The sequence below is a fragment of the Sphaerotilus natans genome (assembly GCF_900156335.1).
Lineage (GTDB): Bacteria > Pseudomonadota > Gammaproteobacteria > Burkholderiales > Burkholderiaceae_C > Sphaerotilus > Sphaerotilus natans.
Genome location: NZ_FTMZ01000013.1, coordinates 79,704 through 98,540, shown reverse-complemented (window position 1 = coordinate 98,540; position 18,837 = coordinate 79,704). Strand labels below are relative to the sequence as shown.

Below are 18,837 nucleotides of genomic sequence, written 5' to 3'. Positions count from 1 at the left end.
CCGGGCGCCCGGCGCGGCCGGCTTCAGCAGTCTTCCAGCGCCAGCAGCTCGGCCACCGTCTGGCGGCGGCGGATCAGCCGGGCCTGGCCGGCATCGACCAGCACCTCGGGGATCAGCGGGCGGCTGTTGTAGTTGCTCGACATCGACGCGCCGTAGGCGCCGGCGTTGTGGAAGACCAGCAGGTCGCCGACCTGCACCGCCGGCAGCTCGCGCGTCAGCACCACGCCGCCCTCGCCCTGGGTGAAGACGTCGCCCGACTCGCACAGCGGGCCGGCGACGACGCAGGGCTGGCGCGGCGCGTCCGCCGGCGCGTCCAGCACGCTGATGGCGTGGTAGCTGCCGTACATCGACGGGCGCATCAGGTCGTTGAAGCCGGCGTCCACCAGCACGAAGCGGTTGACGCCCATCGCCTTGGTCGCGCGCACCTCGGCCAGCAGCAGGCCGGACTCGGCCACCAGGTAGCGGCCCGGCTCCAGCTCCAGGTGCACCGCATGGCCCAGGTGGGCGGCGATGCGCTGGCGCGCGGCGTCCCACAGGCCGAAGTAGTGCGCGGTGTCGATGCGCGGCTCGCCATCGCGGTAGGGCACGGAGAGCCCGCCACCGGCGGAGATCGCCTCCAGGTCCGCGCCGCTGCGGATCACCAGATCGACCATCGCCTCGCAGACCTGCTCGAGGTGGCCGTAGTCCACGCCCGAGCCGATGTGCATGTGCAGGCCCACCAGGCGCAGGCCGTGCGTGCGGATCGCCTCAAGCGCCAGCGGCAGGTCGGCGTGCCAGATGCCGTGCTTGCTGTGCTCGCCGCCGGTGTTGGTCTTGTTGCTGTGGCCGTGGCCGAAGCCGGGGTTGATGCGCAGCCAGACCGGGTGGCCCGCGGCCACCGCGCCGAGCTGGTGCAGCATGTCGACCGAGCCGGCGTTGACTGGCACACCCAGTTCCACCACCCGCGCCAGCGTCGCGCGGTCGAGCAGGTCGGCGGTGAAGACGATCTCCGAGGACTGGCCCGGCGTGCAGCCCGGCTGGAAGCCGGCTTGCAGCGCGCGCTCGATCTCGCCCAGCGAGACCGCGTCCACCTTGACGCCCTGCTCGCGCATCAGGCGCAGCACATGGGTGTTGGAATTGGCCTTCTGCGCGAAGCGCACGGTGTCGAAGACGCTCAGATCGGCGATGCGCCGGCGGATCATGTCGGCGTCGTAGACCCACACCGGGGTGCCGTGGTCACGGGCGATCTGGCGCAGCAGCGCCGAGGACAGGTCGAGGCTCATCGGAATCACGCGCCCCAGGCGCGCCAGAAATCAGCGATGCGCGATGCTGGCGCCACACGTTGATTCAATCCAGTGCTTTCTTGTCGTAGGCTCATTCATTCTGGATATGCCTACCCCTCGCGCGGCTATGCTGGCGCCATGCCTTTGAGCCACCGCCTGATCGAAGTCTTCGACGCCGTGATGCGCACCGGCCACCTGACGCGCGCGGCCGAGCGCCTGCACACCTCGCAGCCCACCGTCAGCCGCGACATCGCGCGGCTGGAGCAGGTGCTGGGCATGGTGCTGTTCGAGCGGGTGCGCGGCCGGCTGCAGCCGACACCGCGCGCGCTGGCGCTGCAGCAGGAGGTGGCACGCTCCTTCATCGGCCTGGAGCGCATCCAGGCCCGCGCGCTGTCGCTGCGCGACTTCGCCGAGGGGCGGCTGGAGCTGGCCTGCCTGCCCGCGCTGGCCGAGGCGCTGCTGCCGGCGGCGACGCGCCATTTCCTGGCCCGGCAGCCGCTGGCCGGGCTGTCGGTCACGCCGCTGGAATCGCCCCAGCTCGAGCAGGCACTGTCCGACCAGCGCCATGACCTCGGGCTGGTCGAGCGCCGAGACGCGCCGGCGCAGACCGTGCTTGAGCCGCTGCTCAGCGTCGACGAGGTGGTGGTGCTGCCCGCAGGCCACCGCCTGCTGGAGCGCCGGCGCATCGCGCCGGCCGATCTGGCCGGCGAGACCTTCATCAGCTTCGCGCCGACCGATCCCTACCGGCAGCAGGTCGATGCGCTGTTCGCCGCGCAGGGCGTGCAGCGGCTGCTGGCGCTCGACACCGGCAGCGCCGCGGCGGTCTGCGCCCTGGTGCGCCAGGGACTGGGCGTGGCGATCGTCAACCCCTTGAGCGCGCTCGACCGGGCCGGACCGGACCTGCATGTGCGCGCCCTGACCGTGTCGGTGCCCTTCCATGTCGGTCTGGTGCTGCCGGCGCTGCGCGGCCTGCACCCGCTGCTCGAGGACTGCCGGCAGGCGCTGCACACGGCAGCCCGCGAGCTGCTCGGCCGCCTCGACCTGGCCGCAGATCAGGCCGCAGATTCGGAAGCGGATCCGGCTACGGATCAGGACTGATCCTCATTTCCGGTCAGAACAGCCCGGCGGGGCTACCCTCATTCACGCGGGACAGCCGCGGCGAATGTCGCCAGAATCGCCGACTTTGGAACAAGGAGAAAGCCATGAAAGGCGACGCCAAGGTCATCGAGTATCTCAACGCCCAGCTGCGCAACGAGCTGACCGCGATCAACCAGTACTTCCTGCATGCCCGCATGCTGAAGAACTGGGGCCTGGCCAAGATGGCCAAGCACGAGTACGAGGAATCGATCGAGGAGATGAAGCACGCCGACAAGCTGATCGAGCGCATCCTGATGCTCGAAGGCCTGCCGAACCTGCAGGATCTGGGCAAGCTCTACATCGGCGAGACCGCCGCCGAGGTGCTGGAGTGCGATCTGAAGATCGAGATGGGCTCGCACCCGCTGCTGAAGGAAGCCATCGCCCACTGCGAGAGCGTGCGCGACTATGTCTCGCGCGACGTGCTGCTCGAGATCCTCGACGACACCGAGGAGCACATCGACCACATCGAGACCGAGCAGGGCCTGATCCAGCAGATGGGCGAACAGAACTGGCTGCAGACCCAGGCCGGCACCGGATCCGGCAGCTGATCCAGCGGCAGATGCCCGCCGACACCCCCGGACTTGGCGGGGGTATCGCGACAAATATTGAGAAACATTCTCATTGTCAGTAGCATGGAGGCATGATCATCTGCCTCTGCCACCGTGTGTCCGACCGCGACATCCGCAACGCGGTCCAGTCGGGAACCCTCAGCTTCGATCTGCTGCAGGACGAGACCGGCGTCTCGACCGGCTGCGGACGCTGCAACGGCTGTGCCCGCGAGGTGTTCGACGGCGCCATGGCAGCGCGCGGCGGCTGTTCCACCGCCGCGCTGACCGCGCTCATTGCGCCAGCAGGCCTTTCCGCTCGATGAAGCCGATGACCTCCGCAAGACCCTCGCGGGTCTTGAGGTTGGTCATGACAAACGGCTTCGTCGGCCGCATGCGCACCGTGTCGGTGCGCATGACCTCCAGATTGGCTCCAACATGGGGCGCCAGGTCGGTCTTGTTGATCACGAACAGATCACTCTTCGTGATGCCGGGACCGCCCTTGCGCGGAATCTTCTCGCCGGCGGCCACGTCGATCACATAGATCGTCAGATCCGACAGCTCCGGGCTGAAGGTCGCGGCCAGGTTGTCGCCACCGGACTCGATGAAGACGATGTCGGCATCCGGAAACTTCTCCAGCATGCGGTCCACCGCCTCGAGGTTGATCGAGGCATCCTCGCGGATCGCGGTGTGCGGGCAGCCGCCGGTCTCGACGCCCATGATGCGCTCCGGATCCAGCGCCCCCGCCACCGTCAGCAGGCGCTGATCCTCCTTAGTGTAGATGTCGTTGGTGACGACCACCAGGTCCCAGCGCTCGCGCATCGTCTTGCACAGCATCTCGACCAGCGTGGTCTTGCCGGAGCCGACCGGCCCGCCGACGCCGACCCGCAGCGGCGGGAGCTTCTTGGTGCGACCGGGGATCGAGTGAAGGGGACTGCTCATGGTGGGAAAAGCTCTTGAATGGAAAGCACTGATCATGCAAGACGCAGGCCGCCTTCACCGGGCGCCTCTCGGTGCGAGAAAAAATTCGCCCAAAAGTCTTGCGCTCATCAGAATCACGGGTCATAATTCATTTCTGTCGGCGCTTTAGCTCAGTCGGTTAGAGCGATGGAATCATAATCCACAGGTCCGCGGTTCGAGTCCGTGAAGCGCCACCAAACAAGAAGCCCCTGATGCCAACGCATCAGGGGCTTTTCAGTTTTGGCGTCTACGGCACAGAAAGCCGCGTGGGGTATCTTTGTTGTTCGGATCGCCAAGGCCCGATGCTGACTAGAGTCCGGCGTGTTCCCGTCTGACCTGTCCATCCATGCCCACGTTGCACCCGAATGACCGCCCGCTGCTGATCGCGACCGCCGTCGTGATGGCCGGAGCGCTGATCTACGCCACGATCCATGACTCGCTGCTGCTGGTGCTGGGCATTGGCGGCTTGCTGATGGCGCTGGCCGTCGGCACGGCGCTGGCCTCGCAGGGCCGGCTGGGCAGTCGGATCGCGCTGCCAACGCTGGGCATGGCGATGGTCGCGCTGCTGATCCATGCCGCGCGCGGGCAGACCGAAGCGCACTTCGCCGTCTTCGCCTTCCTGGCCGTCACGATGGTCTACCGGCACTGGCTGCCGATCGTCGTCGGAGCCGCCGCCATTGCGGTGCATCACCTGAGCTTCAACTACATGCAGCAATGGGGCTGGGGCCCGGTGTGCTTCACAGAACCGAGTCTGGGACGGGTCGTCGAACATGCTCTGTATGTCATTGCCGAGAGCAGCATCCTGGTTATGCTGGCGCAGCGTGCCAGCACCGACTTCCGAACTGCAGAACAGCTGGTCACGATCACCGAGAACCTATTGAACGACTCCGGCCACATCGATCTCACGGCCACCACTCACACTCGGAGCGAGGATCCAGCAACAGCACGGCTGCTTGACATCCTCGCTCGCATCGAACAATCGATCCGCCAGGTGCGCAGCAGCGCAGTCCAGGTCGACTCGGCCTCGCGCGAGATCGCCAGCGGCAACACCGACCTGTCGGTGCGCACCGAGAAGACCGCCAGCCATCTGCAGAGCACCGCCAGCTCCATGGAACAGCTCACCGGCACGGTGCAGCACACCGCGACCGCCGCGCGCGAGGCCAGCACGCTGGCGCGCTCCGCCGCCGAGGTCGCCTCGCGCGGGGGTCAGGTCGTCACCGAAGTCGTCTCCACGATGCAGGAGATCGAAGCCAGTTCGCGCAAGATCGCCGACATCATCGGCGTCATCAACGGCATCGCCTTCCAGACCAACATCCTGGCGCTGAACGCAGCGGTCGAGGCCGCGCGGGCCGGCGAGCAGGGCCGCGGCTTCGCGGTCGTTGCCGGCGAGGTGCGCAACCTGGCGCAGCGCAGCGCCACCGCCGCCACAGAAATCCGCCAGCTCATCGGCAGCAGCGTCGAGAAGGTCGGCGACGGCACCCGGCTGGTCAGCCAGGCCGGCCGCACGATGGACGAGATCGTCGCCAGCGTGCAGCGTGTCAGCCAGATGATCGAGCAGATCAGCGCCGCCACCGACGAGCAGAGCAGCGGCATCGGCATGATGCATGGCGCGGTGCACGAACTCGACAGCATGACGCAGCAGAACGCCGCGCTGGTCGAGGAAAGCGCGGCGGCCGCCACCAGCCTGAGCCAGGAGGCGCGTCAGCTGCTCGATGCGGTCGAGGTCTTCCGCCTCGGCGACGAGGCGCGCGGCAGCCGGCTGATGGCCGCCTGAGGCTTCGGCCTCGACCTCAGCCGCGCCCGCTGCGGTAGGGCTCCTCGAAGTCGAGGAAGTCCTGCTCGGACAGCGCGTCGGCCACCCAGGCGGCCACGCCGGGCGCGGCCCACAGCCGCTCGATCCAGGCCGCCACCGGCGCGCTGACCGGCAGGCCATAGGTGCGGATTCGACCGGCCACCGGCGCGAAATAGGCATCCGGAATCGAGAAGGCACCGAACAGGAAGGGGCCGCCGCTCAGCGTCAGCGCCTGCTCCCACAACGCGATCAGCCGGGCCAGATCGGCACGCACATCCGCCCGCTCCGCCATCAGGCGCGCGCCGACCTCCGGCAGATGCGCCTCGATGTTCTGCGGACAGTGCGAGCGCAGCGCGCCGAAGCCCGAATGCATCTCGGCGCACATCGAGCGCGCCAGCGCACGCCGGCGGGCGTTGCGCGGCCACAGCGCCTTCTCCGGATGGCGCTCGGCCAGGAATTCGGCGATCGCCAGCGTGTCCCAGATCGCCAGGCCATCCTCGTCGACCAGCACCGGCACCTTGCCGGTGGGCGAGACGCCCTGCAGCGCGGTCTTGAAGGCCGAGCCGGCGTCGAAACTGTCGAAGCGCACCATCACTTCCTCGAAGTCGATGCCGCACTGCTTCATCAGCACCCACGGGCGCATCGACCAGGACGAATAGTTCTTGTTGCCGATGTAGAGCTTCATGTTGATCTCCGGGCCCGGAACGCACCCTGCGGCGCCCGGGGTGCCCATGCTAGCGGTGCCGCGCCGGGCATGGCATGAGGAAGGCGCATCGAGGCGATGCCTGCCCGACATCAGTCGGGCAGCGTCTCGGCCTCGGGATCGGCCACATCGCCGATGGCCTGGCGCGTCAGCGCCGCCTGCGCCAGCACCCAGTCGCTGAAGGACTGCACCTCGGGGCGCTGGCGGGCATCCGGTCCGCCCAGCCGCACCAGCCAGTAGCAGGGCGAGGCCCACAGCCGGCCGGCCTGGCCGAAGGGCTCGACCAGATCACCGCGCTCGACCACGTCATGCACCATCGCCAGCCGCGCCAGCGCCACGCCCTGGCCCGCCAGCGCCGCCTGCACCTGCTGATGCGTGTAGTTGACGCTGATCCAGCGCCGCGGCGCCAGCTGCCCCAGGCCCTGCGCGGCCAGCCACACCGGCCAGCAGGTCGCCAGCGAGCCCGGCAGGCCGTCATCCATCTCGAGCAGGGTGTGATCGACCAGATCGGCGGGGCGGCGCAGCGGCGGCGCGCTGCCTCGCTCGATCGCATCGGCCAGGCGCGCGCCGATCACCGGCGTCAGCAGCTCGCCGAACAGCCGGATCGCGCCATCGGGCGCCTTGCTGACATCGCAGTGGCGCAGCGCGACATCGAGCTCGGCATCATCGGTCTCGATCATCCGATCGGTCGCGGCGATGCGGATGTCGGCCAGCGGGTGATCACGCTCGAAATCGGGCAGGCGCGGCATCAGCCACAGCGAGGCGAAGGACGGGAAGGTGGTGACGCTGACCATCGCACGGCTGCGGCTCAGGCGGATCTGGCGCACGCTGGCGTCGATGCGCACCAGCGCCGGCTCGACCGCACGCAGCAGCATCTGGCCGGCGCCGGTCAGCTCGACGCGGCGGGTCGCGCGGGTGAACAGCGGCGCGCCCAGCTCCTCTTCCAGACCCTTGATCTGGCGGCTGATCGCCGGCTGCGTCAGGTTGAGCTCCTCGGCCGCGGCGCTGAAGCTCAGCAGGCGCGCCACCGCCTCGAAGGTGCGCAGACAGTCGAGCGGCAGCGGGCGACGAGGCATTCGATTCATGACGCCATGTTATCAATCGATGCCTCCGATTTCATCCCGCGCCAGTCCTGCAGACCGGACACTGTCAACACTGTCAACCCGAGAAGGTCCCGATGCAGGGACCGGCCACCTGGGAGAGCGAAATGGAAATCGAGCATGTCACCACCGCCTGCCGCGCCCGCGTGAGCCGGGACGGCTGGCTGGCCGCCGCCGACGCGCCCGTCTGGATCACCCGTGACGGCGACCTGCACGACCATGTGCTGATGCCGGGCGAGCTGCTGCCGCTGCATGAGGGCGACCGGCTGGTGGTCGAGCCCTGGCAGGCCGGTCAGGCAGCGCGCCTGACCTTCGTCGCCAGCCGTGCGCAGAGCCCGCTCGATGCGCTGCAGGCCCTGGCCCTGCTGGCCGAGACCTTCGCGCTGCTGCTGGAGCAAGCCGCGCGCACCGCACGCAAGATGGCGGACCGGGTCCGGCCTTATCCGGTGATGCGTCACGAACGGGCTCCCTAGACTCGGGCGCATCCCCCATCCCGCGCCGCCCGCGCGGCCCGGCCCATGGATGCTCTCGGTCCCCTGCCTGCGCTGCCGCCCGTCCGGCGCACCCCGTCGTCGGACACCGCTCCGGACGAACGTCATCGGTCGGGCGCGCTGCCGGGATCCTTGCCGGAACCGCTGCCGCGCCGCACGCTGCCGCAGCAGGCCCTGCTCGACGCCCTGGCCTCGCGCCTGCCCGCCGAGCCGGCCACCCGACGCCCGGAGTCGCCGCAGCGCCTCACCCCGCCGGCCGCATCCGCCCCGCCTCCCTCGCCTCCCCCGTCTTCGCCCTCCCCGCTCGACCGCGCTGCTGCGCTGCTGCGCAGCAGGCCGGATCCGACGATCCTGATCTACGAGCGGCCGCGACCGGGCCGGGCAGCATCGGCGGCAGCCGATCGCCCTCCGCATCTGGCGCAGCTGCTCGGCGAGCTGGCGGCCCAGCCTCGCAGCCGCATCACGGCCCGCCCCGAGCCACTGGCGCCGACACGCGATGCCGGTGCAGGCGCCGGTCTGAGCCTGGCGCGCCAGCTCACCGAGGCGGGCCGGCCGGGCGAGGCGCTCGACCTGCTCGATCACCTCGACCCGGCGCCTCAGCCCCGCACCGCATCCTGGCATCTGGCGCGGGCGGCGGCCTGGCAGCAGCTGCAGCGCCCCCAGGAAGCGGCGCGCGAAGCCTCGGCCGCACTGACCAGGACCGGCATCGATGCGCCGACCCGCCATGCGGCGCTGCAGCAGCTCGGGCAGGCCCTGACCCTGCAGGGCGAGATCGCCGAGGCCGCCTGGTGCCACCGCACCCGGCTGGCCGAACATCCACGCGACAGCGGCGCCGCACTGCAGGCGGCCAGCGCCGCCGCCACCGAGGCCGACTGGCCAGCACTGGCGCAGGACCTGATCCGGCTCGAGCAGACGCTTCAGCCCGCACCCACGCCTGCGCCCGCCGCTGCGCAGACACGGCCGGAAATCCGGACGGCCCCCGATCCGGCGCTGCTCGCCGCCTTCACCGACGATCCAGCGCGACTGCGCCAGGCCGCCGAACAGGCGGTGCAGGCGCGCCTGGGACGGCGCGTCGAACGCAGCCCGGCACGGCGCCGCGCCGCCCGGGCGCCCGGCAGCCGACTGCGCCTGGGCCTGCTGCTGGGCGCGGTGCCCGCCGGCGCGCCCTCGCCCTGGCCGATCGTCGAGATGCTGATGGCGCTCGACCCGGCGCAGTTCGATCTGACCGTCTACGCCGACCTGCCCGACGCGGCGGACACCAGCACCGGCACCGACACGCCGCTGCAGCCGCTGCGCGAGCGCAGCAGCCGCTGGCACGACTGCCACGACAGCGACGAAGAAGCCCTGGCGCTGACGATCAGCGCCGACGCGATCGACCTGCTGGCGGTGCTCGATGCGCGGGCCGACACCCGGCGACTGGCCACGCTGGCACGTCACCCGGCCGCCCTGCAGATCGCCTGGGCCGACGGCGCCGGCAGCACCGGCGCGCCCTTCATCGACTACCTGGTCGGCGACCGCGAGCGCACGCCCATCGAGCTGGCCGCCGACACGGTCGAGGCCATCGCCCAGATGCCCGCGCGCCATCGCCCGTCCGAGGCGCCCGCCGCCGCGCCGGAGCCGCCGTTCGATCCGCCGACCCGCGCCGACTGCGGCCTGCCCGAGACGGCGATGGTCTACGCCTGCTTCGCCCGACCCGGCGCGATCCTGCCCGAGCAGTTCGCCGCCTGGTGCCGCGTGCTGGCCGACACGGAGGGCGCGGTGCTGTGGCTGCGTGGCGCCACCCCCACGGTGCGCGCCCGGCTTCAGGAAGCGGCTGCCGGCCTGGGCATCGACCCGCGCCGGCTGGTCTTCGCCGCCGAGCTGGAGCGTGATCGCCATGCTGCCCGGCTGCCGCTGGCCGATCTGATGCTCGACACCTTTCCCGACAGCAGCGAGCGCCGCTGCCTCGAGGCGCTGCAGCAGGGCGTGCTGGTGCTGAGCCGGCGCGGACGCAGCCCCGGATCGCGTCGGGCCGCCGCGCTGCTGCAGGCCGTCGGCCTGCCCGAGCTGGTCTGCGACGGGCCGGAGCGGCTGCACATCGAGGCGGTGCGCCTGGGCCGCGATGCCGCCCGGCGTGCGGCGCTGCGCGATCAGCTGCGCCAGCGCCTGCAGGCCGATCCGCTGCACGACCCCGCCGGACTGGCGCGCGACTTCGCCGCGCTGGTGCGCCGCATGGTCGACCGCCTCGACGCCGGCCTGCCGCCGGTGCCGCTGGCCGCGCTGCCCGCCCCCTGAATCTTTCCCCCGATCCTTCATTCAGAGAACCATGCGACCGAAACCCGCCCGCCTCTACCGCATCGCCCTGGTGATGATCGTCCGCAACGAGGCCGCCGGCCTGAAGCGCACGCTCGACAGCGTGCGCCGCCATGTCGACCGCATGGTGGTGCTCGACACCGGCTCGAGCGACCGCACCCGCGAGATCGCCCGCGCTGCCGGCGCCCGGGTGGCTGACTTCGCCTGGTGCGACGACTTCAGTGCCGCGCGCAACGCCGCGCTCGATCTGGCCGGCGCCGACTGGCATCTGGTGCTCGACGGCGACGAATGGCTGAGCGAGGGCACGCAGGTGCTGGCGGCGCTGCGCACCTGCAAGCCCGACTTCGTCGGCGCGCTGCGCGTCGACAGCCTCCACGCGCTCGAGGGCGGCGAGCCCGGCGGCGAGGCCGTCGCCTCGAGCTGGATCAGCCGGCTGCTGCCCGGCACGGTGCGCTACCGCGGCCGGGTCCACGAGCAGCCGCAGCACGCCTTGCCGGTGCGCCGGCTGCCGGTGACGATCGGCCACAGCGGCTACCGGCCCGAGGCGCTGGCACGCAAGGCCGACCGCAACGCCCGGCTGCTGCAGCGCGAGATCGCCGACCGGCCCGACGACGCCTACCTCTGGTACCAGCTCGGCAAGGACCATGACGTGCACGGTCGCGCGGCCGCCGCGCTCGACTGCTTCGCGCGCGCCGAGACGCTGCAGCCCTGCGGCCCGGAGGCCCCGGGCTGGACGCACGACCTCAGCGTGCGCCGGCTGCATGCGCTGAAATGCGCCGGCCGCCATGCCGAAGGCATCGAGCTGGCCTCGGCGCAGATGGCGCTGTGGTCCGATTCGCCCGACTTCTTCTTCGCGCTCGGCGATCTGATGCTCGACTGGGCCGCCCGCGAGCCGCGCCGCGCCGGCGAGCTGCTGCCGATGATCGAGGGCGCCTGGACGCGCTGCCTGGAGATCGGCGAGCGCCCGGAGCTCGACGGCGCGGTGCATGGCCGCGGCGGCGAGCTGGCCCGGCACAACCTCGAGCTGCTGCGCTCGCTGCGGGCCGAGCTGGCCCCGGCGGCCCAGCCGGGCTGAGCCGCCCCATCCGCCAGCGGCCCCCGATTTGCGCGGTCTTGACCGGGCTGATCAGGCCGACGCGAGACCGCGGCCTTGCCTAGACTGGCCGGGAAATGAAACTTCCTGCCGGCTCGCCCGCGCCCGACCGATCATGACCCTGCCGGACATCCATCTCTGCATCGTCCAGCCCGCCGGCCACGAGCAGGCGCTCGGGCTGCTCGACCCGGCACGCTATTTCCGCTACCACTTCCGACGCCTGGGCGCGCGCGTCAGCCTGTCGAAGAACCGGCTGCGCCATGACGCGGTCAACTTCGTCTTCGGCGCGCATCTGGGCTTCGACGAACGTCAGCTCGAGCGCCATCCCTGCGTGCTCGTCAACCTGCTGCAGTTCGGCGCCGACGGCCAGGACACGCTGCCTGCGGACCTGGTGGACTATGTCGCGCTGCTGTCGCGCTCGGCGGTCGTCGACGGCGACCCGACCAATCTGCCGGTCTACGCCGCCCAGCCCGACCGCGTGCCGCTGGTGCCCTTCGTGCATGCGCCCTACCTGGCCGAGGACGCCGAAGGCGTGCCGCTGCCGATTGACGGCCGTCCGATCGAGCTGCTGCATCTGGGCGAGTTCAGCGCCGCCGCGCAGGACTTCATCGCCCGGATCGAGGCCTGCGGCGTGCCGGTCAGCGTGCTGGACCAGCCGCTGTACGGCGCCGAGCGCGATGCCTTCGTGCGCCAGGCGCGTGCGGTGCTGCTGTGCGACGCGCAGGGCAGCGGCCATGTCGATCCGGTGCTGCTGGCGCACTGCCTGAGCCTGGGCACGCCGGTCGTGCTGCAGCGCACCGCCGCGACCCGGGTACCCGGCTACATCGAGCAGGCGGTCAGCTGGGTCGACGAAGCCACGCTGGGCCCGTTCTTCTCGCGCGAGTTCGGCACGCCTGCCTGGGTCGAGCGCACCCGCCAGCAGCATGCGCACTTCGAGCAGCTCGACCCGGCGCAGGCGATGGCCGACATCCTGGTCCACGCCTGCGCGGTCGGACTGACGCATCTGCACCGGCGCGACCCGAAGCCCTGGCAGCCGACCCGGCTGCATCTGGGTGCCGGCACCGGCTACCGCAGCGGCTGGCTCAACCTCGCGGCCTGCGCCCGCAGCGAGCCCGATCTGGTGCTCGACCCGACGCAGCCGCTGACCCTGCCGCTGTCGACCGTCTCGCCGCTGTGCGGACCGCTGCGGCTGGAGGCCGGGCAGATCGACGAGATCCTGCTGCCGGCGGCGCTCACCCGCGGCGCCGACCTGCCGGTGCTGCTGAGCAACTGCCTGAACCTGCTGCGCGAGGACGGCCTGCTGCTGATCGAGCATGACGCCGGCGCACGCGCCGACATCTGGAGCGCCTGCGCCGACCGCTTCTGGCAGCTGGGCTGGTTCGAGCACCGCCTCGAGATCCTCGCCGACGAGGGCAGCGAGGCCCCGGGCCTGCTGCGCCTGCGCAAGATCGCCACCACCCCGCGCGAGCGCACGCTGGCGCGGCGCATGACCAGCGACTGCCACCTGCCCGAGGACGCGGTGCCCCCGCAGGAGCAGCTGCTGCCGGCAGGCACCTCGGTGCCGCTGCAGGCGCTGGTCGGCGCGGCAGAAGGCCCCGGCATCGACCGCGAGCTCGCCGAGGTGCTCGACGCGGCCTGAGCCGCGGGATTGCCGCATGAATGTCGCAGAATGGGCGTTCCTTGAATTGCCCTGCCGCCCCGGGCTCACGCACCGGGGCGCTGCTGTTTTCCGATGAATCCCCAAACCCTGGAATGGCTGCTGTCCCCGGCAGCGCTGGCGCTGTTCGGCCTGTGCATCGGCAGCTTCCTGAACGTGGTCGTGCACCGGCTGCCGGTCATGATGGAGCGCCAGTGGCGCCAGGACAGCGCCGACATGCTCGGCCTGGATGCAGTGCCGCCGGCGCCGGGCGACGACGGCCGCCCGCTCGGTCTGGCGCGTCCGCGCTCGCGCTGCCCGAAATGCGGCCATGTGCTGCGCTGGCACGAGAACATCCCGCTGCTGGGCTGGCTGCGCCTGGGCGGGCGCTGCTCGGCCTGCCGCACGCCGATCTCGCCGCGCTATCCGCTGGTCGAGCTGGGCTGCGCGCTGCTGTTCGCTGCCATCGGCCTGCGCTTCGGCGCCACGCCCCAGACGCTGCTGTGGTGCGGCTTCGCGGCCGTGCTGCTGGCGGCCTCGCTGATCGACTGGGACACCACGCTGCTGCCCGACAGCATGACGCAGCCGCTGGCCTGGGCCGGCCTGCTCGGCGCGCTGCTGGGCTGGCTGCCGCTGTCGCCCGAGCAGGCGCTGTGGGGCGCCATCGGCGGCTACATGAGCCTGTGGAGCATCTCGCAGCTGTTCCGTCTGGTGACCGGCAAGGACGGCATGGGCGCGGGCGACTTCAAGCTGCTGGCCGCGCTGGGCGCCTGGCTGGGCCCGGCGATGCTGCTGCCGATCGTGCTGGGCGCCTCGGTGATCGGCGCGATCGTCGGCATCGGCATGAAGCTGGCCGCGACGCTGCGCGAGGGCCGCTATGTGCCCTTCGGCCCCTTCCTGGCTGGCGGTGCGCTGGTGGTGATGCTCGCCGGCAGCGATCGGGTGCTGGGCTGGATGGGCTGGGCATGAGCCGCGCGCTGCGCATCGGCCTGACCGGCGGCATCGGCAGCGGCAAGAGCACCGTCGCCGGCCTGCTGCGCGCGCGAGGCGCGCACATCGTCGACACCGACGCGATCGCGCACCGGCTGACCGCACCGGGCGGCCGGGCGATCGCCGCCATTGCCGCCGCCTTCGGGCCGGAGTTCATCGGCGCCAATGGCGCGATGGACCGTGCCCGCATGCGCGAGCGGGTCTTCGCCGACCCGGCCGAGCGCCAGCGGCTCGAGGCCATCCTGCACCCGCTGATCGCCGAGGACACCGAGGCCGAGGCGGCGGCCGCGCCCCCCGGCGCGCCGGTGGTCTTCGACGTGCCGCTGCTGGTCGAGGCGGGCCGGCGCTGGCGCGAGCGGGTCGACCGCATCTTGGTCGTCGACTGCACGCCGGCCACCCAGATCGCCCGGGTGGTCGCGCGCAACGGCTGGACGCCCGAGGCGGTCGAGCGCGTCATCGCGCAGCAGGCCACGCGCGAACAGCGCCGTGCAGTGGCCGATGCGGTGATCCTCAACGAGGGAACGGACCTCGACCCGCTCGCCCGTGCGGTGGACCATGTCTGGAAAAGCTGGCTGTGAAACAATCGAAACCGATCGTCCGACTGGCCGGATCGGGGAGAACAAGGCCTTGACCCACTACGAATACCCCTTCAACGAGAGCATCCGCACGATGCTTCGGCTCGAGCGGCTCTTCACCCGGCTGGCCCTGCTGGTGCCGCGCGAGACCGCGACCGACCACCACTACGCGCTGGCGACGCTGTTCGAGATCATGGACGTGACCTCGCGCACCGACTTCAAGGCCGACCTGCTGCGCGAGCTGGACCGGCAGAACAAGGTCTTCGAGAGCTACCGCGGCATTCCGTCGATCTCGGAGGCGGCGCTGGACCTGGCGGTCGACCGCATCGTCGGCGCACACCGTCGGCTCGCGGCCACGCCCGGCCGGCCCGAGCAGGCCCTGGCCGGCAACGAATGGCTGATGGCGGTGCGCAGCCGCATCCACATTCCCGGCGGCACCTGCGAGTTCGACCTGCCCGGCTATTTCGCCTGGCAGCAGGAGCCGGCGCCCAAGCGCCGCAACGATCTGCTGCGCTGGGTCGGGGTGCTCGACCCGCTGGCCGAGGCGCTCGAGGTCAATCTGGGCCTGCTGCGCGAATCGGGTGTCCAGCAGATGGCGGGCTTTCGCAACAGCCTGTTCCAGCTCAACCTGAACGGCAGCCGCGCGCTGCAGCTGGTGCGCCTGGAGGTGGACCCGGCCTCGCAGCTGGTGCCCGAGATCAGCGGCAACCGGGTGCTGCTGGCCATCCGGCTGAGCCGTGCCGACGCCGAGGGCCGGCTGCGCCCGATGAACGACAGCGTGCAGCTGCCGCTGACGCTGTGCGCCTGAGCTGCACCTGAGTTGCGCCTGAATCACGGACCGCACCCCCTCCCGTCATGCCCGCGAAGGCGGGCACCCACGCAGGAACAGGTCGATCCTGCGGTGAACGGGAAGCGGCGAACGTGGGTCCTCGCCTTCGCGAGGATGACGGGGACAGGCCTTCACGAGGATGACGGGGACAGGCGCTCGGGCGGGGCACTAGACTCGCGGGCGATGACGACGACCTCTTCCTCCGACCTCGCTGCGCCGGCCTCGCCGCGCCAGGTGCCCTGCCCGGCCTGCGGCACGCTCGCGCCCTTCGCGAAGGACCTGAACCCGTACCGGCCGTTCTGCAGCCTGCGCTGCCGCGAGCATGACCTGGGCGCCTGGGCCAGCGGCGGCTACCGCGTCGGCGCGGTCGAGCCGCCCGACGACTTCGACGCCGGCGCATGAAGGACGGCAGCGGGTGCGGCTCGCACCCGCTGAACGACGCTCAGCCGGCCGGCGTCTCGCGGTGCGTCGGCCCGGCGTGGCCGCGCTCCTCGGCGAACCAGCGCAGCACCGGGATCGTGCCCGGCAGCACCGGCGCCACCTCGACCGGCAGCGTCTGCCAGGCCATGGCCTGCGCCTCGCGCATCTCGAACTCGCCGGTCCAGTCGAAGACCTTGCAGAAGTTCAGCCGCACCCGCGCGTGCGGGTAGTCCATCACCAGCTCGCGCCACGGGTGGACCGCGCCGATGGTGATGCCGATCTCCTCGATCAGCTCGCGGCGCAGCGCCTGCTCGACCGTCTCGCCAGCCTCCAGCTTGCCGCCGGGAAACTCCCAGAAGCCGGCGTAGACCTTGCCCGCGGGGCGCGAGGTCAGCAGGAAGCGGCCCTCGCGGCCATCGGCGTCGCGCTCGACCAGCACGCCCACCGCGACCTCGACCGGCACCCGCTCGGGCAGGCTCTCTGCGCCGTCGACGGCGATCGGCTCAGACATGGTCCAGCCCTTCCGGGCCGTCGCCCTGGATCGAGGCGGGCGCGGCGGCCGGCGCCTCGGCCCGGCCGGCGAAGTCGCGCGCGAACTGCCAGGCGACCCGGCCCGAGCGCGAGCCGCGCTCCAGCGCCCAGACCAGCGCGGGCTGGCGCGCCGCCTCGATCGTGGCCTCGTCGACGCCGAAATGGCGCAGCCACTGGCCGACGATGGCCAGGTACTCGCGCTGGCTGAAGGGATAGAAGCTGATCCACAGCCCGAAGCGCTCCGACAGCGAGATCTTCTCCTCGATCGCCTCGCCGGGATGCAGCTCGCCGTTGTCGTCGTGGCGCGCGCCCAGGTTGTCCTTCATCTGCTCGGGCAGCAGGTGGCGGCGGTTGCTGGTGGCGCAGATCAGCACATTGTCGGAGGCCTGCGCGATGGTGCCGTCCAGGATGGACTTCAGCGCCTTGTAGCCCGATTCGCCCTCGTCGAAGCTGAGGTCGTCGCAGTAGATGATGAAGCGCTCGGGCCGCTCGCCCACCAGCGCCACCAGGTCGGGCAGATCGGTCAGGTCGTCTTTGTCGACCTCGATCAGGCGCAGGCCGCGGTCGGCGAACTCGTTCAGGCAGGCCTTGATCAGCGAGCTCTTGCCCGTGCCGCGCGCGCCGGTCAGCAGCACGTTGTTGGCCGGGCGGCCGGCGACGAACTGCGCGGTGTTGCGCACCAGGCGCTCCTTCTGGCCGTCGACCTCCTTCAGGTCGGCCAGGCGCAGCGGCGCGACATGGCGCACCGGCTCGAGCACGCCGCCGCCCGTGCCGCGGCGGCGGTAGCGGAAGGCGATCGAGGCCGACCAGTCGGGCGCGGCCGGCGGCTGCGGCAGCACCGCCTCGAGCCGGGCCAGCAGCGCCTCGGCGCGGGCGATCAGGGTGGAGAAGTCGCTCATCGTTCGGGGCCGGTTCCAGGCGGATCAGTGGATCATCATCTGCAGCGCCAGGTCGATCTGCTCGACCGGGCTGCGGCGGAAATCGGTGCGGGCGAAGCGCTGCAGCCGCCCGATGCAGAAGCAGGTCAGCGCCGCGGCCTGCGCCGCCGCCTCGACGGTCGGCTCGGCCGAGCCGCGCGCGTCGGCGGCGCGGCGCATCAGCTGGCGCAGCTGCGACTCGATGCGGTCGAAGAACTGGTTCATGCGCTGCGTCAGCCGCGGGTCCTCGAGCACCAGCGCGTCGCCCGCCATCACCCGGGTCATGCCGGGATTGCGCTCGGCGAACTGCAGCAGCACGATGACGCTGTGCGCGGCCTGCACGCGGGGATCGTCCTCGCGCTCGCAGATCTGGTTGACCAGCCCGAAGATGCTGCTCTCGATGAACTCGATCAGCGCCTCGAACATCTGCGCCTTGCTGCGGAAATGCCGGTACAGCGCCGCCTCGCTGAGCTCGAGCTGCGCGGCCAGCGCGGAGGTGGTGATGCGCTCGGCACCGGGGCGCTCGAGCATCTGCGCCAGCGTGCGCAGGATCTGCAGGCGGCGCTCGCCGGGCTTGGGGCGACGACGCGCCGGCTCGGCGGCAGCCGTCTCGTTGTCGGGCGCGGAAGCGGCCGGGGCGTCGGAGGTATCGGGCATCGGGAACGGGGCGGCGGGCGCGCTGAAACAGGTCGACAGAGCGCCGGTTCCCGTCCTCCTTCACCAGGCGGAGCGGGCCAGCGCCTGAAGGCTGCGGATTCTGGCACACCCTGCCCACAGGCCGCTGCGTCTGCGGCCCACCTCAGACCATGCAGCGCCAGTGAAAATCGCTGACGCCAGCCTGCACGCCCGTCTGCCCCTCCGTGGGAGTGACGCTGCTGCGGCGACAGGATTACCGTGCCCGACGCTGGCGCCGGCGCACCGCACCCAGCGCACCCAGGCCAGCAAGCATGAGCGCATAGCTTTCAGGCTCCGGCACCGGCGCATTGATGTTCAGCGTCAGCGAATCCGCCATGGCGCCAGTGCCCCAGGTCCAAGTGTAGGTGCCCGGCGTCATACCCAGGGTGCTGAAGCTGTCGTTCAGCCAGGTACCGGTGAAGGACAGCGCCGAGCCGGACACATAGTCCGTCGGCAGATCGATCTGATTGGCATACGCGCGCAGGAGCACCGGGGAACCGGAGAAAGTGTCTCCAAAGACGAAGCCCCCGGTGCCGAAACTGGCCGGACCCTGCAAGCCGGCGTAGTCTGTGGTGGGCTGCATGGCGCCCGCGAACGTGAGCAGCCCGAACCTCGCGTAGGAAGCGACCTTGCTGGACAAGGCCGTGGAGCCGGCCGTCAGGTCGTCCGTCAGGAACGAGCCCTGCCCGGTAGCAACCACATCCGCACCAACTTCGTTCACGTTGATGACAAATGCGGCATGGGAGGCGGCATGGGCCGACAGCAGCACAGCGGCAGCCGCCAGCGATTTTTTCATTTTAATCAATTCAAGCTCCAACAAGCAATGGGGTTTCTGGGGCGCCAGAGCGGGCAGAACAGCCCCGCCAGGACCCCGCGGACAGCACCCGAG

At 71.0% G+C, this 18,837-nt stretch carries 20 protein-coding genes and 1 tRNA gene; 13 read left to right on the top strand and 8 right to left on the bottom strand.

Annotated elements, in window-relative coordinates; all coding sequences use genetic code 11:
- Window positions 1-23: 23 nt before the first annotated feature.
- Window positions 24-1,262, bottom strand: coding sequence for a diaminopimelate decarboxylase (gene lysA, locus BW996_RS12740; RefSeq protein ID WP_037480196.1), 1,239 nt, complete (start codon window positions 1,260-1,262; stop codon window positions 24-26).
- Window positions 1,263-1,400: 138 nt separating this feature from the next.
- Between lysA and BW996_RS12735 the strand changes: the two genes are divergently transcribed.
- The 3 genes from BW996_RS12735 to BW996_RS12725 all read left to right on the top strand — a co-directional run bounded on the left by BW996_RS12735 (window position 1,401) and on the right by BW996_RS12725 (window position 3,270).
- Window positions 1,401-2,360, top strand: coding sequence for a LysR family transcriptional regulator (locus BW996_RS12735; protein WP_051631763.1), 960 nt, complete (start codon window positions 1,401-1,403; stop codon window positions 2,358-2,360).
- Window positions 2,361-2,464: 104 nt separating this feature from the next.
- On the top strand, window positions 2,465-2,947 hold the full coding sequence (bfr, locus tag BW996_RS12730) for a bacterioferritin (protein WP_037480198.1): 483 nt from the start codon (window positions 2,465-2,467) through the stop codon (window positions 2,945-2,947).
- Between the two features lie 92 nt (window positions 2,948-3,039).
- Window positions 3,040-3,270, top strand: coding sequence for a (2Fe-2S)-binding protein (locus tag BW996_RS12725; RefSeq protein WP_037480201.1), 231 nt, complete (start codon window positions 3,040-3,042; stop codon window positions 3,268-3,270).
- On the opposite strand, the gene ureG is transcribed toward BW996_RS12725, so the two are convergent.
- The gene (gene ureG, locus BW996_RS12720) at window positions 3,239-3,886 is read right to left on the bottom strand and encodes an urease accessory protein UreG (RefSeq protein WP_037480203.1); all 648 of its coding nucleotides are present in this window, start codon (window positions 3,884-3,886) and stop codon (window positions 3,239-3,241) included. The genes BW996_RS12725 and ureG overlap by 32 nt on opposite strands.
- 138 nt (window positions 3,887-4,024) lie before the next feature.
- On the opposite strand from ureG, the gene BW996_RS12715 reads away from it, so the two are divergent.
- Window positions 4,025-4,101, top strand: a tRNA-Met gene (locus tag BW996_RS12715).
- Between the two features lie 149 nt (window positions 4,102-4,250).
- Entirely contained in the window at window positions 4,251-5,678 is a 1,428-nt protein-coding gene (locus tag BW996_RS22480) for a methyl-accepting chemotaxis protein (protein ID WP_051631764.1), read from the top strand.
- A 16-nt stretch (window positions 5,679-5,694) separates the two neighbouring features.
- Here the strand turns inward: BW996_RS22480 and BW996_RS12705 are convergent, their stop codons facing one another.
- Both BW996_RS12705 and BW996_RS12700 read right to left on the bottom strand, forming a co-directional pair.
- Window positions 5,695-6,381: a glutathione S-transferase family protein gene (locus BW996_RS12705; RefSeq protein ID WP_037480204.1), complete on the bottom strand. Its 687-nt coding sequence runs from the start codon at window positions 6,379-6,381 to the stop codon at window positions 5,695-5,697.
- Window positions 6,382-6,491: 110 nt separating this feature from the next.
- Entirely contained in the window at window positions 6,492-7,484 is a 993-nt protein-coding gene (locus BW996_RS12700; RefSeq protein ID WP_037480207.1) for a LysR family transcriptional regulator, read from the bottom strand.
- 122 nt (window positions 7,485-7,606) lie between these two features.
- Here BW996_RS12700 and BW996_RS12695 point away from each other — a divergent pair, with 122 nt between their 5' ends.
- The 8 genes from BW996_RS12695 to BW996_RS12660 all read left to right on the top strand — a co-directional run bounded on the left by BW996_RS12695 (window position 7,607) and on the right by BW996_RS12660 (window position 15,807).
- Complete coding sequence (locus tag BW996_RS12695) at window positions 7,607-7,972, top strand: DUF2917 domain-containing protein (RefSeq protein WP_162177967.1); 366 nt, start codon at window positions 7,607-7,609, stop codon at window positions 7,970-7,972.
- Window positions 7,973-8,122: 150 nt separating this feature from the next.
- Window positions 8,123-10,264: an O-linked N-acetylglucosamine transferase family protein gene (locus tag BW996_RS12690; RefSeq protein WP_051631765.1), complete on the top strand. Its 2,142-nt coding sequence runs from the start codon at window positions 8,123-8,125 to the stop codon at window positions 10,262-10,264.
- Between the two features lie 31 nt (window positions 10,265-10,295).
- Window positions 10,296-11,357: a glycosyltransferase family 2 protein gene (locus BW996_RS12685; protein ID WP_037480210.1), complete on the top strand. Its 1,062-nt coding sequence runs from the start codon at window positions 10,296-10,298 to the stop codon at window positions 11,355-11,357.
- 133 nt (window positions 11,358-11,490) lie between these two features.
- Window positions 11,491-13,014, top strand: coding sequence for a hypothetical protein (locus BW996_RS12680; protein WP_051631766.1), 1,524 nt, complete (start codon window positions 11,491-11,493; stop codon window positions 13,012-13,014).
- Window positions 13,015-13,107: 93 nt separating this feature from the next.
- Window positions 13,108-13,980: a prepilin peptidase gene (locus BW996_RS12675; RefSeq protein ID WP_051631767.1), complete on the top strand. Its 873-nt coding sequence runs from the start codon at window positions 13,108-13,110 to the stop codon at window positions 13,978-13,980.
- A complete protein-coding gene (coaE, locus tag BW996_RS12670; protein WP_051631768.1) occupies window positions 13,977-14,579 on the top strand; it encodes a dephospho-CoA kinase in 603 nt (200 codons plus the stop codon). Before BW996_RS12675 ends, coaE begins: the two co-directional genes overlap by 4 nt.
- Window positions 14,580-14,628: 49 nt before the next feature.
- Window positions 14,629-15,384, top strand: coding sequence for a cell division protein ZapD (gene zapD / locus BW996_RS12665; protein ID WP_037480212.1), 756 nt, complete (start codon window positions 14,629-14,631; stop codon window positions 15,382-15,384).
- Window positions 15,385-15,588: 204 nt separating this feature from the next.
- Entirely contained in the window at window positions 15,589-15,807 is a 219-nt protein-coding gene (locus BW996_RS12660) for a DNA gyrase inhibitor YacG (RefSeq protein ID WP_037480214.1), read from the top strand.
- A gap of 40 nt (window positions 15,808-15,847) precedes the next feature.
- On the opposite strand, the gene BW996_RS12655 is transcribed toward BW996_RS12660, so the two are convergent.
- The 4 genes from BW996_RS12655 to BW996_RS12640 form a co-directional block, all read right to left on the bottom strand.
- On the bottom strand, window positions 15,848-16,336 hold the full coding sequence (locus BW996_RS12655; RefSeq protein ID WP_037480215.1) for an NUDIX domain-containing protein: 489 nt from the start codon (window positions 16,334-16,336) through the stop codon (window positions 15,848-15,850).
- Complete coding sequence (locus BW996_RS12650; protein ID WP_037480217.1) at window positions 16,329-17,255, bottom strand: ATP-binding protein; 927 nt, start codon at window positions 17,253-17,255, stop codon at window positions 16,329-16,331. Before BW996_RS12650 ends, BW996_RS12655 begins: the two co-directional genes overlap by 8 nt.
- Window positions 17,256-17,279: 24 nt before the next feature.
- On the bottom strand, window positions 17,280-17,930 hold the full coding sequence (gene slmA / locus BW996_RS12645; protein WP_037480219.1) for a nucleoid occlusion factor SlmA: 651 nt from the start codon (window positions 17,928-17,930) through the stop codon (window positions 17,280-17,282).
- A 232-nt stretch (window positions 17,931-18,162) separates the two neighbouring features.
- Complete coding sequence (locus BW996_RS12640; RefSeq protein ID WP_206539507.1) at window positions 18,163-18,768, bottom strand: PEP-CTERM sorting domain-containing protein; 606 nt, start codon at window positions 18,766-18,768, stop codon at window positions 18,163-18,165.
- Window positions 18,769-18,837 lie beyond the last annotated feature (69 nt).